This is a genomic window from Aquimarina pacifica (genome assembly GCF_000520955.1).
GTDB lineage: Bacteria > Bacteroidota > Bacteroidia > Flavobacteriales > Flavobacteriaceae > Aquimarina > Aquimarina pacifica.
This window is the reverse complement of sequence record NZ_JACC01000020.1, coordinates 97017-112041: the sequence shown is the minus strand read 5'-3', so window position 1 is coordinate 112041 and position 15025 is coordinate 97017. Positions and strand designations below refer to the sequence as shown.

15 protein-coding genes are annotated in these 15025 nt (G+C 33.4%); 7 read left to right on the top strand and 8 right to left on the bottom strand.

What is annotated here, in order from left to right:
* Positions 1-132: 132 nt before the first annotated feature.
* From DZ60_RS0111475 to brnQ, 7 genes are all read right to left on the bottom strand, one after another.
* A complete protein-coding gene (locus tag DZ60_RS0111475; RefSeq protein ID WP_025742213.1) occupies positions 133-1551 on the bottom strand; it encodes a TolC family protein in 1419 nt (472 codons plus the stop codon).
* Positions 1552-2904 (bottom strand): HlyD family secretion protein, encoded by a 1353-nt coding sequence (locus DZ60_RS0111470; RefSeq protein WP_025742212.1) that lies wholly within the window; start codon positions 2902-2904, stop codon positions 1552-1554. It abuts the gene before it with no gap.
* Entirely contained in the window at positions 2897-4570 is a 1674-nt protein-coding gene (locus tag DZ60_RS0111465; protein WP_025742211.1) for a peptidase domain-containing ABC transporter, read from the bottom strand. The genes DZ60_RS0111470 and DZ60_RS0111465 overlap by 8 nt, the downstream gene beginning before the upstream one ends.
* Positions 4571-4699: 129 nt before the next feature.
* Entirely contained in the window at positions 4700-5038 is a 339-nt protein-coding gene (locus DZ60_RS0111460; protein WP_025742210.1) for a hypothetical protein, read from the bottom strand.
* Positions 5035-5703 carry a TetR/AcrR family transcriptional regulator gene (locus DZ60_RS0111455; protein ID WP_025742209.1) on the bottom strand — a complete coding sequence of 223 codons (669 nt, stop codon included), beginning with the start codon at positions 5701-5703 and terminating at the stop codon, positions 5035-5037. Before DZ60_RS0111455 ends, DZ60_RS0111460 begins: the two co-directional genes overlap by 4 nt.
* A gap of 190 nt (positions 5704-5893) precedes the next feature.
* Positions 5894-6205, bottom strand: coding sequence for a hypothetical protein (locus DZ60_RS0111450; RefSeq protein WP_025742208.1), 312 nt, complete (start codon positions 6203-6205; stop codon positions 5894-5896).
* 204 nt (positions 6206-6409) lie between these two features.
* Positions 6410-7696, bottom strand: coding sequence for a branched-chain amino acid transport system II carrier protein (gene brnQ, locus DZ60_RS0111445; protein ID WP_025742207.1), 1287 nt, complete (start codon positions 7694-7696; stop codon positions 6410-6412).
* A gap of 46 nt (positions 7697-7742) precedes the next feature.
* On the opposite strand from brnQ, the gene DZ60_RS0111440 reads away from it, so the two are divergent.
* The gene (locus DZ60_RS0111440; protein WP_025742206.1) at positions 7743-8540 is read left to right on the top strand and encodes an alpha/beta fold hydrolase; all 798 of its coding nucleotides are present in this window, start codon (positions 7743-7745) and stop codon (positions 8538-8540) included.
* A 213-nt stretch (positions 8541-8753) separates the two neighbouring features.
* Complete coding sequence (locus DZ60_RS0111435; RefSeq protein WP_025742205.1) at positions 8754-9026, top strand: hypothetical protein; 273 nt, start codon at positions 8754-8756, stop codon at positions 9024-9026.
* A gap of 10 nt (positions 9027-9036) precedes the next feature.
* Here DZ60_RS0111435 and thiL read toward each other — a convergent pair whose 3' ends face one another.
* Positions 9037-10083, bottom strand: a complete 1047-nt coding sequence (thiL, locus tag DZ60_RS0111430) for a thiamine-phosphate kinase (RefSeq protein ID WP_025742204.1) — start codon at positions 10081-10083, stop codon at positions 9037-9039.
* A 297-nt stretch (positions 10084-10380) separates the two neighbouring features.
* Here thiL and DZ60_RS0111420 point away from each other — a divergent pair, with 297 nt between their 5' ends.
* From DZ60_RS0111420 to sufD, 5 genes are all read left to right on the top strand, one after another.
* Positions 10381-10710 (top strand): HesB/IscA family protein, encoded by a 330-nt coding sequence (locus DZ60_RS0111420; RefSeq protein ID WP_025742203.1) that lies wholly within the window; start codon positions 10381-10383, stop codon positions 10708-10710.
* A gap of 40 nt (positions 10711-10750) precedes the next feature.
* Complete coding sequence (gene sufB, locus DZ60_RS0111415; RefSeq protein WP_025742202.1) at positions 10751-12196, top strand: Fe-S cluster assembly protein SufB; 1446 nt, start codon at positions 10751-10753, stop codon at positions 12194-12196.
* A 27-nt stretch (positions 12197-12223) separates the two neighbouring features.
* Positions 12224-12640, top strand: a complete 417-nt coding sequence (locus tag DZ60_RS22985; protein WP_025742201.1) for a hypothetical protein — start codon at positions 12224-12226, stop codon at positions 12638-12640.
* Positions 12641-12670: 30 nt separating this feature from the next.
* Positions 12671-13423: a Fe-S cluster assembly ATPase SufC gene (gene sufC / locus DZ60_RS0111405; protein WP_025742200.1), complete on the top strand. Its 753-nt coding sequence runs from the start codon at positions 12671-12673 to the stop codon at positions 13421-13423.
* A gap of 94 nt (positions 13424-13517) precedes the next feature.
* Positions 13518-14831: a Fe-S cluster assembly protein SufD gene (sufD, locus tag DZ60_RS0111400; RefSeq protein ID WP_025742199.1), complete on the top strand. Its 1314-nt coding sequence runs from the start codon at positions 13518-13520 to the stop codon at positions 14829-14831.
* Positions 14832-15025: the final 194 nt, after the last annotated feature.

Below are 15025 nucleotides of genomic sequence, written 5' to 3'. Positions count from 1 at the left end.
CTATTTTTTAAAGAATTCGATATACACGTACAATTGTCGATAAACTGCAATAAACACATGGTTTTACCGCATTAATCAAAAACTTTATTCACTTATACAGAGTACTGTTACAATAATGTTAAAAAATCAAGCTTAATTAAGTATGGGTTCTGAAATCCCTAATGCGTTATAGAGACTTGCGGTCGCTATACGTTGTTTTATTAAAAGTGCATTTTCTTTAAGTCTAGCATCAATTAATTTTTGTTCTCGTGAGTTGATAAGAAAGAGGGAACTTTCTCCCATAAAAAATTTACGTTCTTCTGCTTGTACCATCGCCACATAATCTTTTACAATATTATTAATAAGTTCATTTTGTGTTGCAATTGATTGTATTTCGGCATTTACAGCATCTATTTTATTCTGAATATTAAGCGAGGCAGATACACGTTCGAAATTAGCATCCTGTATTTTAATAGAGGCAAGTTTGAGGTCGCCTCGTTCTTTACGTAAGAACAATGGAAAACTAACATTAACAAAAGCCTTGTAGTTTGCTGTATTGAATGTGTTTATATCGTTATATTCTGGTGATAAAAAATTGTATTGCAGATCTATTTTGGGCAATAGTTTATTTAATTTTAAAGAGCGATCGATGGTTAGTTGATCAATTTTAGCTTCAAGGCTTAGAATTTTGGGATGATTTTCTAATGCTGCAGCTCTATTGGAGATATCGTCTAATAATAATGACGTTTCTAAAGTCACTAATTCTGGAAGTACGGGAACTACATTTTCTTGTATTTCCATGGGAATATCATTTAGCCATAAATAAGTACTAACTATTAATGCAGCTTTCTGCCTTTTTAGTTTTGCTGCCTCTAGGTTGAGTTGTCTTGTTTGTAGCGTTATTCTACTTTCTGTAATATCAATGGCGGCTTTTTCTCCTAAGTCTACACTTCTTTCTACAGCTTTTAATCGGGTGGTCGCGTTTTCTAAAAAGCTTTCGTATATGAGTTGTTCATTGGTGGCCTCTAACCAATCAAAATATGCTTTACTTGCCTCGAATAAAATAGTGTTTACTAATAAGTCTCGATCTGCTTTTGTTTGTTCTCTAAAGAAGCGAGCTTTTTTAAGAGAAGCCATGCGTTCATTAATCAGGAACCCTTGTGCCAACGAAAAGGAAATACCAGCACTATATAATCCATCATCAGGAACGGTTGCGCTTGGGTTTAAAAACTCGCCAGTATTTTCTTCAAAATTTGCTTTAAACTCAATGCCATACCAGGTAGGTATTTTGAAAGTGGCATTAAGCTGATCGAAGTATTCTGTTTCTTTGAACTTTTTACGATCATAATCTACCTCTATTTTGGGATCAAAACCACCACGAGATTTTAGCAACCTTGCTTCTCCTGTACTTAAGATAAGATTTGCCTGTTTCATAAGAGGGTGATGGGTTTTTACAAATCCTAGATATTCTTCAAAAGAGAGTATTTGGTTTTGAGAACCTTCTATATTTTGAGTCCATCCAGTTTTTGTAAAAGCGAACAAAGCGAATACATATATAATAAGTGTCTTCATTTACTTTTCTGCTTTAGTTGATTCTTTTTTACTAGGGGTATAGTAATTAGGAGGGAAACCATTAAGTTGTCGCCATAATTCATACCAAATAGGCACATCCTCAAGCAATGCTATGGTAAACGCTCCTGAACCTACACGAACGTTTTCTGGCCAATCATTATGATTTTTATCGGGTGCGATCAGTATTCTAAACTTTCCATTATTGCTGATAAATGTTTCTATGGCAACTACTTTACCAGCATATGTACCAAAAGATGCATTAGGCCAACCACTAAAGAAAATAGCAGGCCACCCATCAAACTGAATACGAACCTCTTCTCCTATGTGCATTAAAGGCAAATCGATAGGATGCACATACGTTTCTACAGCAAGATCGTAGTTCGAGGGCATTATACCCACGAGTTTTTCTCCCTCCTTAAAGGTTTCGCCAATTCCTCCTTTTATTGCTTTGTTAATATATCCATTTTGAGGAGCTGTGATATAATACAAAGTATTACGTATCTCATAATTAGCAGATTGGTTTGCAAGCTTTGTTACTTGTGCTTCTACTTCGAATTGATTAGATTCTGCAGTAAAACGATCGCTTCGTGATTTTGCAATCTTATCACCAAATTCTGCAGCGATACGATTAATTTCTAGTTGCGAATTAATAACCTCATTTTTACTAGAAAGGAGCTTATTTTCTTGCGATATAAGTTTTGCCTGAGTCTCTTGAAGTTTTAGTCTTTTTGCTTCGACGTCTGTCATGGCTTTTAGACCTTCTTTTTGTAGCGACAGGGTTCGATCATATTGTGTTTTTGCAATACGAACATTCGTTTGTGCTGCTTGTAAATCAATGCTATCACTTGCCACCTTAAAACGAGATTGTTTTAATTTATTGGCCGCTTGAGAGAGTTTTAAATTACGCTCATTATTAAGTGCAGTTACTTGGTTCTCTAGGGCTTTGATTTTTTCTTGATAAGAAACTACAGAACGACTTTTGGCATCACGTTGTTGATTTGTTCGCTCTACTAAGCGAGGGTCCTGATATTCATTCTTGATTTCAGAAATAAATAGTATAGTGTCCCCCTTGGTAACAAAATCTCCTTCGCGTACATACCATTTTTCTATACGTCCCGGTATTGGGGATTGTATGGTTTGTGGTCTTTGGTCTGGTGTAAGTGTTGTTACAAATCCATTACCACTTACGTTTTGAGTCCAAGGTAAAAAGAGAATGACAATAAGAATAATAGCAAATGCACCCAAAAAACGATTAAACAGCTTGTTATGTTTTGAGGTAAAGGCTTTGTCGAAAGCATTATATCCCTCGAGCGACACCTTCTTATTGAGTTGATTATGAGAGATGTTAAGCATTATTTTGGGTTTTTGAGGTTATTTTTCCTTCTGAAATTTTTATGGTTTGATTGCAATGGTTTTTCCATAGTATATTTTGACTAGATACGACAAGTGCCCACGGGCGCTCTGGCGAAGTCAAATACTTAATGATTCGAATTACTTCTTCTTTCTCAAAATGCTCTAAAGGGTCTTTTAGTAAAAGTAGTTTTGGATTGTGTATAATTGCGCGAGCCAAAACAATACGTTTTGATACGGTAAAAGGAATGTGTTGTCCTTCGGGATATAGCACAGTATTGATGCCATTGGGTTGCTCTTTAACAAAAGAAAGTAACCCAAGATTCTTAAGCACACTATGTAGATGTTCTTGAGAAATATCTTTTCTTCCGAAAGTTATGTTTTCTAGTATGGTAGCTTCAAATGGTAATTGTGACGGGAGTACTTGCCCAAGATGCGCACGATATTTGTTTGGCCAAATTCCTTTTAAAGAAACATCATTTATATACAAAGATCCTCCCGAAGGTTTTAATAGTCCGGCAAGAATTTTGAGCACAGTTGTTTTTCCAGAACCAGATGCCCCGTCAAACAGGATTCTATCTGATTTGTCAATAGTAAAATCAATATTATTTAGCACTTTGTGTCCCTCTGGAGTAGTATATCTAATATGGTCAAGCTCTATGTGTAAATCTTGTTTATTAGTAAAAGGGTCTTCACCCATCTGAACCTCTAAATCTTTATCTACAATACGGCCTATTTTTTCTAAAGAAGTGAGGACATCATAAAAAGACTCTAATCCTTTAATTAGCTTTTCTACAGAACTAATAACTAATAGAATAATGATTTCTGCTGCCACAAATTGACCAATATTCATTTGTTGATTTAGTACGAGTAACCCTCCGATAACCAAGAGTCCCGCAGTAACAAGCACCTTAAAACCGATAAGTTGAATAAATTGTAAAACCAAAATTTTAAAATGACTTTCACGTGCTTCTAAATACTTAGTAGTTAGTATATCATTGTGTTTCATGGCAAGGTTCGTAGTTCCTGAAAGTTTAAAACTTATAAGAGAGCGCGACACTTCTTGAATCCAATGGGCCACCTTATACTTACTTTTTGATTCTACAAGGCTTGTATCTAATCCTTTTTTTGCTGTAAACTTAAAAACCACATATATAAGTATGACCAATAGAAAACCATAAATAATAAAAAATGAATGATAGAATGATAATAGTATTAACCCGAAGATAATCTGCAAAGCTGCTGCTGGGAAATCGATTAAAATTTTGGATAATCCTTTTTGAATGGTTAGTACATCAAAAAACCGATTTGCAAGTTCAGGAGGATAATACGTGCGTAATTCTTCCATTTTAATTTTCGGAAAACGATAGGCAAACTCAAAAGAAGCTCGTGTAAAAATCTTTTGTTGCATATTCTCTAATATGCGTACCTGCATCAATTGTAGCACACCTTGACAGGCAACTCCTAGGGTAACCAAAACAACCAAAACAATCCAAGATGTAGAAACTTGAGCTCCTTGTATAAGATTAATAATGGCTTGAATTCCTAAAGGTAAAGTAAGGGCTACTAGACCTGCAAATATGGCGTAGTAAAAAATCTGACGGATATCTTTTTTATCTAATTTTAAAAGATTTATAAACCGTTTCCAAGGTGACATTGTTTCTTTCATTTAACTGAAAATTAGGCAGTAAATATGTTGAGTCAACAGAAGTTAACCCCTAATAAAATATAAGATTTTGGTCATCTAGCACCCATTCTTTGAAATGAGAAATATTTGGTGTCTTATTCGGGATAAGAGCTAAATGACAAGAGGTGCTGAGTCGGGAGGCGGAATAAGAATTTCTTCATAAAAATCTTTGTAAGAGGAAAGCTTTAACGCATAAACAGAAAGCTCATGTGCATATTTTTTGTCGTATTTATAATAGTTCGAAATTTGCACTTTTGGCTCTTTGGCATCGCTCTCTTTTTCTTCTTCAACATCTAAATCTTCTTCTAAGTCTATTTGAACTAATTTTAGGTTATTTTCAGAAAAAAAAGATAGTGTTTGGGCACAGGGTCCAATAATAATAGTAAACATAATTACTATAAAAGTAACCTGCTTTAATATTGAAAATATGATTGCATTATAGCTTCTCATTTTATAGTTTTTGATACAAGACTTGTATAAAATCGTACAATATTGTTTTTTCCTTTTTCTACATCTGTAAGTGATGGCAAGTGTTTCGAAAAATAGCGTTGATGATGAGCGCCTTCAATAACAGTTGATACTAACATATGAGGAAATTCGAATTTAGGGTTTACCTCAAGTACAACATCACTTATGCGCTTTACTACTCGTTTATATGTTTTGTAATATCCTTTTTCGTTTTCAGCATCAATATCCTTCGTATGATAGGCCTTTGATGATTCGGCAATAATGATACGGTTAAGAAGTTCCTCATTAACAAACGAAAAAGCATTATCCTGAGTTATTTCTTCTGTCAGTATTTGTATTGCATTGGATAATTTTACCAAAGGAGAACTAATATTAGAATTAGTAAAAACCAACTTATACTCAATCCAACTCCAATACCAACTAATTAGGTATACCAACAACGCATGTTTACTCTCGAAGTATCTATACACAGAACTTTCGTTAGAGCCAATTTTTACACCTAGCTTTCTAAAAGTAAAACTTTCAAAACCCAGCTCATCAATCATCTCGATACTGGTACTTATAATCTTTCTTCCTAATTCTGTCGACTCAGGGTTTTTGATATATAGTTCTGGACTAATGGTTATTTGTATCTGTAAGTTTTCCAATTTTTTAGTCTATGAAATTTTCCGAAAACAAATATATGATAGTAATACTATTAATAAAAATAGTTTAACTATTTTTTATGAAAGTGAAACCCGCTAATACTGTTTAAACAATTTGAAACCGTAAAAAGAAGCAAGTTGTACGCTTTATTTTATTCGGAAGTCCTATTATAAGATAGTTAGCTTCGGGACTTTATTGTTCTATTTCAATAGATATGGTGCTCTTAACCACTAGTTTCTTTCCGTCGAGTCTCGCCTGTGAAAAGAATTCTTTTGCTAATGCCTGCTCGTATATCAATTCGTCAATTCTTTTATTATCAAATTCACAGGTGTTTTGATTATTTCCCTCGGTGAGAGATAAACGTTGTAGTTTATGAAAATTGATTTTCTCTTGTAACAGGGAATTAATAATTGTAGCAGCCTCTGAAGGACTAAAGCATCCATTGATAAGATTAACTTTTTGTTCATCTTTTAGAGAGGTAAGGGTTGCTTCAATTGTTTCCATAATGCTATTTTTTTATGATTTATGGCACAAAGATGTGATATATTAATTATATATTTTTATTTATATATTTTATATAATGCATAAGTAATGATTATGTATCATTGTACTATAACTAAGAAAATATTCATGTTTATTATACTTAAAAGTACTGAGATTAACTTTTAATGTAATATGCAGGTAATACCAAAGATTGATTGTAAATTTCTAAGGTGTTCTTACAAATTTTGTTCGTACTAGTACATTTCCAAAGATAAAGGAAAAAAAAGAAGGCAGTAGCCAGGCTAAAGTATAATCTCCTAAAGGGAGAACCTCTAAAACTTGATTGTTATATCCTTGAACCCCTAAAGACTTGAGACAATCAGGAATGCTAAATATAATAGTAGTAATAACAACAGTTCTAAAAACAAATACCGAAGTAAATGTATCGGATATTACATTGAGCATAATTAATATAACTGTAACAGGATAAATAAGCATAAGAACAGGCACTGCAATATCTATTATATAATGTACATCAAATTGCCCCATTAGAACTCCCAAAATACATCCTACAATAGCTGTAATTTTATAGGCAAGTTGTGAATTATTACAAAGACCTTTTACAAAGTCTGAGGTTCCTGTTACGATTCCCACGGCGGTTGTAAAACATGCCAATCCTACCAGAATACTGAGAAAAGTTTTTCCTATACTACCTAAGGTTTTTAAGCTAAGTCCAGACAATAGTTCGGTGCGAGTGATGGTAGTATCAAAATCACTTTTAAACAATGCTCCGTTATAAATCATACCGGCATAAATAATAAATAGCCCAATACCCGCAATAATTCCCGACCTTATTAGTAACCTATGCAGATGATCGTAGCTACTATCTTCTTTTATTTTTAATGAAATTATAATTACACCACCAACTACGACGGCACCAATAGCATCAAATGTCTGATATCCTTCTAATAATCCACTTATAAAAGGTGTTGTGAATTCTGAAGAATTTATAACGGGATCTCCTACCGAAAAAATACCAATGCAAATAATACCTACAATAACAATGAATAAAATAGGTGAGAGAAATTTGCCTAAAATACTTAGTATTCTGGATCTATTAAGAACAAACATCAATACCAAAACAAAATAGAAAAAGCTCGTAGTTAAGGAGTTTATTTCTAAAAAAGGCTGAATAGCCATTTCATGAGTTACAGAAGCAGTTCTGGGAGATGGTAATGTAATTGATATAATATATATGAGTATGCCATAAATAAGACTGAATGTAGGAGATACTTTTTTGGCAAAATCCAACATAGTCCCTTGCAATTTTGCATGAGCGAAAATCCCAAGTAAAGGAATAAATACGGCAGAGATAAGAAACCCGACAAGGACTAACCACCAAGAATCTCCAGCTTTAAAACCAAGAAGAGGAGGAAGCATTAGGTTACCGGCACCAAAAAACATAGAAAATAATGCAAATCCTGTGATGAAAGTTTCTTTATTAAATCTCATTTAATTAGGTTTATCCAAGTTTTGAGTCTAAAAATAAACTTTCGAAATGATATTAACCTATAAAGGGATTAAAATAAAATATAGCAGTGAGGGAAACGGAATTCCGATAGTTTTTCTACATGGGTTTTTAGAAAATTCTAGTATGTGGAAAGAAACGGTAACGTATTTACCGAATACCTATCAATGTATTACCATAGACCTATTGGGGCATGGAGAAACAGAATGTATTGGTTACATACATACTATTGAGGAAATGGCAAAAGCTGTTAAAGCGGTTTTAGATCATATAAAGGTTTCAAAGGTGGTACTTGTTGGGCATTCTATGGGGGGATATGTTGCTTTGGCTTTGATAGATTTTTTTCCTGATTTAGTTTCGGGACTGGTATTACTTAATTCTACATCCTATGCAGATAGTGAAGAGCGCAAGATTAATAGAGAAAGAGCTATTGGTGTTGTAAAAAAAAATCCTCAGGCATTTACGAGTATGGCTATTGCCAATCTTTTTGCTCAGGAACATAGGGATCAACATTTGGATCAAATTCAAGTAATTAAGAAAATAGCCTCATTAACACCACTTCAGGGTATTATTGCTGCATTAGAAGGAATGAAGATAAGAAAAGACAATGCGGCCGTTTTATCAAACTTCGAAGGGGCTAAAATCATTTTTTCGGGAAAACAAGATCCAGTACTTTCTCATGCTAATAGCCAAAGAGAATCTAAAGAATGTAATACAGATTTAGTTTCATTTGATGGGGGTCATATGACCTATCTAGAAAATAAGGGACAATATCTTTTAGAATTAAGCAACTTTTTAAGTGTTTTTTTAACAAAGTCATATATGTAGCAATGCATTTTGAAATACTTAAAAAAGATACTTAGACTACAGATAAAATGCAATTTTAAAGGCTTAAAAACCCTAAATAGCTATTTTTTCAATAAAAAATACGGTTAAACTGAAAATTTTTCTTACAAAATATTGTTAATAACTTTTTTTTTGCTATTATTGTATTGATAATGAACATATAACTGTTCATTTGTAAATTTTAACCCCTGAAAAATGGCAAAGAAACACTACCCCGGTTCTGTATTTTCTCTATCCAGAATATACTGTTCGTTCTTTGGTCATGATTATGTTGTCTCTAAAAAAGTAACTAACCATATCAAAGAATATTGCTGTTCTCATTGTGGAGAACAAGCAACAATAAATAGCAAAGGTCAATTAGAAGCAATGACGCCTAAATTAAAAGAAATTAATAATCTTTTGGCATCTGTTCATGCCAAGAAATTAGCAAGAACAAATTCAGACACTCCTTTTCAGGCAGCATCTTAATATTTCTTAACTATTCCTTTATAGGATTCCATCCTTGAGCTGTTATTTCAATTTTTTCATTTGCTCTGGTTACTAATCCAATGCCACTTTTTTTATCCGTTATGTGTCCGATAACGGTTAGACTAGGATTCGCCTTGATTTTTGGAAAATCTTCCTGTTTGATAGTAAACAATAATTCGTAATCTTCACCTCCATTTAGGGCTACAGTTGTACTATTTAGCTTAAATTCTTCACACGTAGCAATTACTGTTGGATCTAGCGGAATTTTATCTTCGTATAAATTCACTCCGACCTGAGACTGTGTACACAAATGAATAACTTCTGATGATAGGCCATCACTGATATCTATCATACTTGTAGGTTTTACATCTAAGGCACGAAGTAGTTCAGGAATATCTTTTCTTGCTTCTGGCTTTAATTGTCGTTCTATCAGGTAGGTGTATTGATCAAGATCTGGCTGTAGATTCGGGTTGACTTCAAAAACCTTTTTTTCTCTTTCAAGAACTTGTAAACCCAAATAGGCAGCACCCAAGTCTCCGGATACGACAAGAAGATCATTTTCTTTAGCCCCATTACGATAGACCACATCTTCTTTATTAGCATGCCCCACTGCAGTAATACTAATAAGTAAACCAGTAGTCGAAGATGTTGTGTCTCCTCCTACTACATCAATATTATATGTTTTTGCTGCTGTCTTTATTCCTGCATATAAAGCTTCAAGAGCTTCTAAAGGAAATCTATTTGATACAGCTATAGAAACAGTTATTTGGGTAGCTGTCGCATTCATTGCGTATACATCAGATAGATTCACAATTACTGCCTTATACCCTAAATGTTTTAATGGGACATAGGATAAATCAAAATGAACCCCCTCAATTAATAAGTCAGTAGTCAAAATACATTTTTTGGAATCAAAATCTAATACCGCAGCATCATCTCCAATACCAAAAAGAGTTGATTTTTGTTTGATTTCAAAATTTTTGGTCAGGTGATTAATCAGGCCAAACTCTCCTAATTCTGAAAGAGGTGTTTTGGGTGTGTTTTTATCTTCAATCATTTTGCAAATTTAGGCAACAAAGTATTTTTAATTAGTAGAAACATAAAATAAATTCGACGAACTTGAGTTGGCTTATCTCTCCAACCGTCCTAAAATGAGTAAAAAGAAGGGGTGTTCAGGTCTTTATTTTTATGAATTTGACAAAGAGTAGGGCTTTGGCCAAGACCTATGATGTCATTTTTTTACTATTGATAGGCTCTATTTTGACATTTGTTATATATATGTTAGGTTTGGTGTATAAAATGTACTTATGTAGTATATTTGCATTTCATTTAGAATTAATCTATTTTATAAAAGATGATTAAGGTATCAGACATAGCAAAAAACAAGGTGATCGAGCTCATGAGCGATGATGGATATGACGCGACTACAGACTATGTGCGCGTTGGAGTAAAAAGTGGAGGGTGCTCAGGTTTATCTTATGACTTAAAGTTCGATAAAGAACAAACAGAAGGAGATAAGGTGTTTGAGGATAATAACATAAAAATTATTGTAGACAAAAAAAGTTTCTTGTATTTAATAGGTACAACTTTAGAATATTCTGGAGGTTTAAACGGTACTGGTTTTGTATTCAATAATCCCAATGCTAGCAGAACTTGTGGTTGCGGAGAAAGTTTTTCACTTTAATTTATAAAAAATTCCTGAATTACCTTTTAGGATAAAGAAGATGGCATATACTGAAGACGACTTAAAGAAAGAATTAGAAACTAAGGAATATGAGTATGGGTTTTATACAGATATAGAATCAGATACTTTTCCCGTAGGACTTAATGAAGATATTGTTCGTGCAATTTCTAAGAAAAAAGAGGAGCCAGAATGGATGACAGAATGGAGATTAGAGGCTTTTAGGGTTTGGCAAAAAATGGAAGAGCCTGAGTGGGCAAATGTACAGTATCAGAAGCCAGATTTTCAGAGTATTTCTTATTATTCTGCACCCAATAAAAAGCCAAAATATAATAGTATAGATGAGGTAGATCCTGAGTTATTAGATACGTTTAAAAAACTGGGAATCTCATTAGATGAGCAGAAAAAATTAGCCGGTGTTGCAGTTGATATAGTGATGGATTCTGTATCGGTGGCTACCACCTTTAAGGAAACATTGGCAGAAAAGGGAATTATTTTTTGTTCTATCTCAGAAGCAATTCAGGAACATCCCGAATTAGTTAAAAAATATTTAGGATCTGTGGTACCACAGAAAGACAACTTTTATGCAGCTCTTAATTCTGCAGTTTTTAGTGACGGTTCTTTTTGTTATATACCTAAGGGAGTTCGTTGCCCAATGGAATTGTCTACCTATTTCAGGATTAATCAGGCAGGTACAGGTCAGTTCGAACGTACATTAGTAATCGCAGATCAAGAAAGTTATGTGAGTTATCTAGAAGGATGTACAGCACCATCAAGAGATGAAAATCAACTACATGCTGCTGTTGTAGAACTCATAGCATTAGATGATGCAGAAATAAAATATTCTACAGTTCAAAACTGGTTTCCTGGTAATGCAGAAGGAAAAGGAGGAGTATTTAACTTTGTTACCAAAAGAGGAATTTGCGAGAAGAATGCAAAGATTTCTTGGACACAAGTAGAAACAGGATCAGCAGTAACCTGGAAATATCCTTCATGTATATTAAAGGGAGATAATTCGGTGGGAGAATTTTACTCTATTGCGGTAACTAATAACTATCAGCAAGCTGATACAGGTACAAAAATGATTCATTTAGGAAAAAATACTAAAAGCACTATCATTTCTAAAGGTATTTCTGCAGGAAAATCTCAAAACAGTTATCGCGGTTTGGTTCAAATAAATAGCCGTGCTACAAATGCTCGTAACTTTTCACAATGTGATTCACTATTAATGGGCAATGAATGCGGAGCACATACGTTTCCTTATATAGAAGCAAAAAATAAAACAGCCCAAATAGAACACGAGGCGACTACCAGTAAAATTGGTGAAGATCAGATTTTTTATTGTAACCAAAGAGGTATCGATACAGAAAAAGCAATTGCTTTGATCGTTAATGGTTTTAGTAAAGAAGTCCTTAATAAATTGCCAATGGAGTTTGCTGTAGAAGCCCAAAAACTTTTAGAAATTTCTCTGGAAGGTTCTGTGGGATAATTCGTAAAACCTAACAAACCTAAATCAATGAAACATTCAAGTATTTTAATTGTATTAATTCTTACACTTTTTTCTTGCAAAAAAGAAACCAAAAATGAAGAAGCTCAATTGATTCGTGGAGAATTTATTCTTACCGATGAAGCAGCAGTTATAAAAGGTACTGACTTTATTTATGGCGTAGTAATTAATGATCTTACTAAGGAATTGGCAAAAAAAGTAGCCCCTTTACAAAGAGAAAAATACGATATGGTTCCTGTAGTAGTAAACGGTATTATAACACCTAATACAGAAGAAGGGTGGGAAGAAATTGTAGAAATAAAAGAAATTATAGGAGTAAGTGCTCCAACATCAGAGTTACCAACCAAGATTAAATCCTCAGACCAAAGTACTACAGGAGATAATCATGCTCATGATGATGAAGGACACGAAGGACATAATCACTAAACAGTTTTTTAAGAATAGATAAAGCGAGAAATGTTAGAAATAAAGGATTTACACGCAAGTGTCGAAGGGAAAGAAATTTTAAAAGGTCTTAACCTAAATGTTAAAGCAGGAGAAGTACATGCAATTATGGGACCTAATGGTGCTGGTAAAAGTACACTTGCGAACGTAGTTGCTGGTAAAGAAGAGTACGAGGTTACAGATGGAAATATCCTTTTAGAGGGAGAAGATATAGAAGAATTAGCGACAGAAGAAAGAGCACACAAAGGTGTTTTTCTTTCTTTTCAGTATCCAGTAGAAATTCCTGGGGTAACTGTTACTAATTTTATGAAAACAGCCATTAATGAAACCAGAAAAGCTAAAGGACTCGAAGAGATGCCTGCTAAGGACATGTTGAAAAAGATTCGAGAAAAATCCGAACTGTTAGAGATCGACCGTAAATTCTTATCTCGTTCTCTTAATCAGGGGTTTTCTGGTGGTGAGAAAAAACGTAATGAAATTTTTCAGATGGCAATGATGGAACCAAAACTGGCTATTCTCGATGAGACCGATTCTGGATTAGATATTGACGCGTTACGAATTGTTGCCAATGGTGTAAATAAACTAAAAAATGATGATAATGCAATTGTAGTAATTACGCACTATCAACGATTATTAGACTATATAGTTCCTGATTTTGTACATGTATTATACGATGGTAAGATCGTAAAATCCGGTACCAAAGAATTAGCACTAGAGTTAGAAGAAAAAGGATACGACTGGATCAAGGAAGAAATAAATGCATAATGAGTTGACCGTTGATAGTTACACTAGTTGATAGCTCTTTTGAGTCTTCTTCTTTTTAACAATCAATGAACAACAGGAAACAATCAATAAAAACATGGAATTGAAAGATAAATTGGTGTCTTCTTTTTTGGCCTTCGAAAATACAGTAGATGTAGATGCTCCTGTTCATGATATCAGAAGCAACGCGATTAAGATTTTTGAAGAAAAAGGGTTCCCTAGCAAAAAAGAGGAAGCATGGAAATATACCTCTCTAAACAGTGTTCTTAAACATGATTATAGTATTTTTCCTAAAGAGGAAAATGCTTTAGAGTTTAAAGATGTAAAAAAATACTTTATCTATGATCTTGATACGTACAAGATAGTATTTATTGATGGCAAGTATTCCTCACATTTATCAGAAACGACACATGATAAGATCGATGTTTGTTTAATGTCATCAGCACTAGATCATGTCAAGTACAAACCTGTTATTGAAGCCTATTTTAATAAAATAGCACCAAAAGACGGTCTGACATCTTTAAATACTGCTTTTTCAAAAGAAGGAGCTTACATACATATCTCAAAAAATATTCAGGCTGATAAGCCTATACAGATTATTCATTTTTCTACCGGAAAAGAATCTGCACAAATGCTACAACCAAGAAACTTAATTGTTGTAGGTGAGAATTCTCATGTTCAGATTATTGAGCGGCATCAGAGTTTAACTGATAATCCTGTTCTTACGAATTCGGTAACCGAGATTTATGCAGACAAAAGTGCTTTTGTTGACTGTTATAAGATCCAAAATGATAACCAAAATGCCTCTTTGATAGATAATACATTTATAGAGCAACATGCAAAAAGTGTGGCATCTGTGCATACATTTGCATTTGGTGGTAATATCACACGTAATAACTTAAATTTTTACCAAAAAGGAGAAGGAATAGATTCTATTCTTAATGGGGTCACTATTATCGAAGGAAAACAACATGTGGATCACAATACATTAGTACACCATACAGAACCAAATTGTGAAAGTCATCAAGACTATAAAGGTATTTTTGATGAAAAAGCTACCGGAGTTTTTAACGGTAAAATTATTGTAAATAAAGAAGCACAGAAAACAAATGCTTTTCAATCTAACAACAATATTTTATTAAGCGATAAAGCAACGATCAATTCTAAACCACAGTTAGAGATTTTTGCCGATGATGTAAAATGTTCTCATGGCTGTACTATAGGTCAATTAGATGAAAATGCGTTGTTTTATATGAAATCACGTGGTATTGGTGAAAAAGAAGCGAGAGCATTACTTATGTATGCCTTTGCAAATAATGTATTAGAAAGCGTAAAAATACCGCAACTCAAGACAAGAATAAATAAGCTGATCGCAAATAAACTTGGGGTGAATATCGGGTTTGATTTGTAGAAATTAAACAACTCTTAACAATACTATAATCTAAACCTCTTCATTTATTTGTTGAGGTTTTTGAGTTCAAAAGAATAAAAAGACATAAAGAACTTTTATTATTAAAAATTGTTTCACAAAATAATCATGATATTTTTTTTGAATTAGTTTTACAGGTTTTTGTTATTTTTAACAATGTAAACAATAAAATTACC

Coding starts and splice junctions, on each gene's coding strand:
- DZ60_RS0111475 (WP_025742213.1), bottom strand. CDS start 1,551: ATGAAGACACTTATTATATATGTATTCGCTTTGTTCGCTTTTACAAAA.
- DZ60_RS0111470 (WP_025742212.1), bottom strand. CDS start 2,904: ATGCTTAACATCTCTCATAATCAACTCAATAAGAAGGTGTCGCTCGAG.
- DZ60_RS0111465 (WP_025742211.1), bottom strand. CDS start 4,570: ATGAAAGAAACAATGTCACCTTGGAAACGGTTTATAAATCTTTTAAAA.
- DZ60_RS0111460 (WP_025742210.1), bottom strand. CDS start 5,038: ATGAGAAGCTATAATGCAATCATATTTTCAATATTAAAGCAGGTTACT.
- DZ60_RS0111450 (WP_025742208.1), bottom strand. CDS start 6,205: ATGGAAACAATTGAAGCAACCCTTACCTCTCTAAAAGATGAACAAAAA.
- brnQ (WP_025742207.1), bottom strand. CDS start 7,696: ATGAGATTTAATAAAGAAACTTTCATCACAGGATTTGCATTATTTTCT.
- DZ60_RS0111440 (WP_025742206.1), top strand. CDS start 7,743: ATGATATTAACCTATAAAGGGATTAAAATAAAATATAGCAGTGAGGGA.
- DZ60_RS0111435 (WP_025742205.1), top strand. CDS start 8,754: ATGGCAAAGAAACACTACCCCGGTTCTGTATTTTCTCTATCCAGAATA.
- thiL (WP_025742204.1), bottom strand. CDS start 10,083: ATGATTGAAGATAAAAACACACCCAAAACACCTCTTTCAGAATTAGGA.
- DZ60_RS0111420 (WP_025742203.1), top strand. CDS start 10,381: ATGATTAAGGTATCAGACATAGCAAAAAACAAGGTGATCGAGCTCATG.
- sufB (WP_025742202.1), top strand. CDS start 10,751: ATGGCATATACTGAAGACGACTTAAAGAAAGAATTAGAAACTAAGGAA.
- DZ60_RS22985 (WP_025742201.1), top strand. CDS start 12,224: ATGAAACATTCAAGTATTTTAATTGTATTAATTCTTACACTTTTTTCT.
- sufC (WP_025742200.1), top strand. CDS start 12,671: ATGTTAGAAATAAAGGATTTACACGCAAGTGTCGAAGGGAAAGAAATT.
- sufD (WP_025742199.1), top strand. CDS start 13,518: ATGGAATTGAAAGATAAATTGGTGTCTTCTTTTTTGGCCTTCGAAAAT.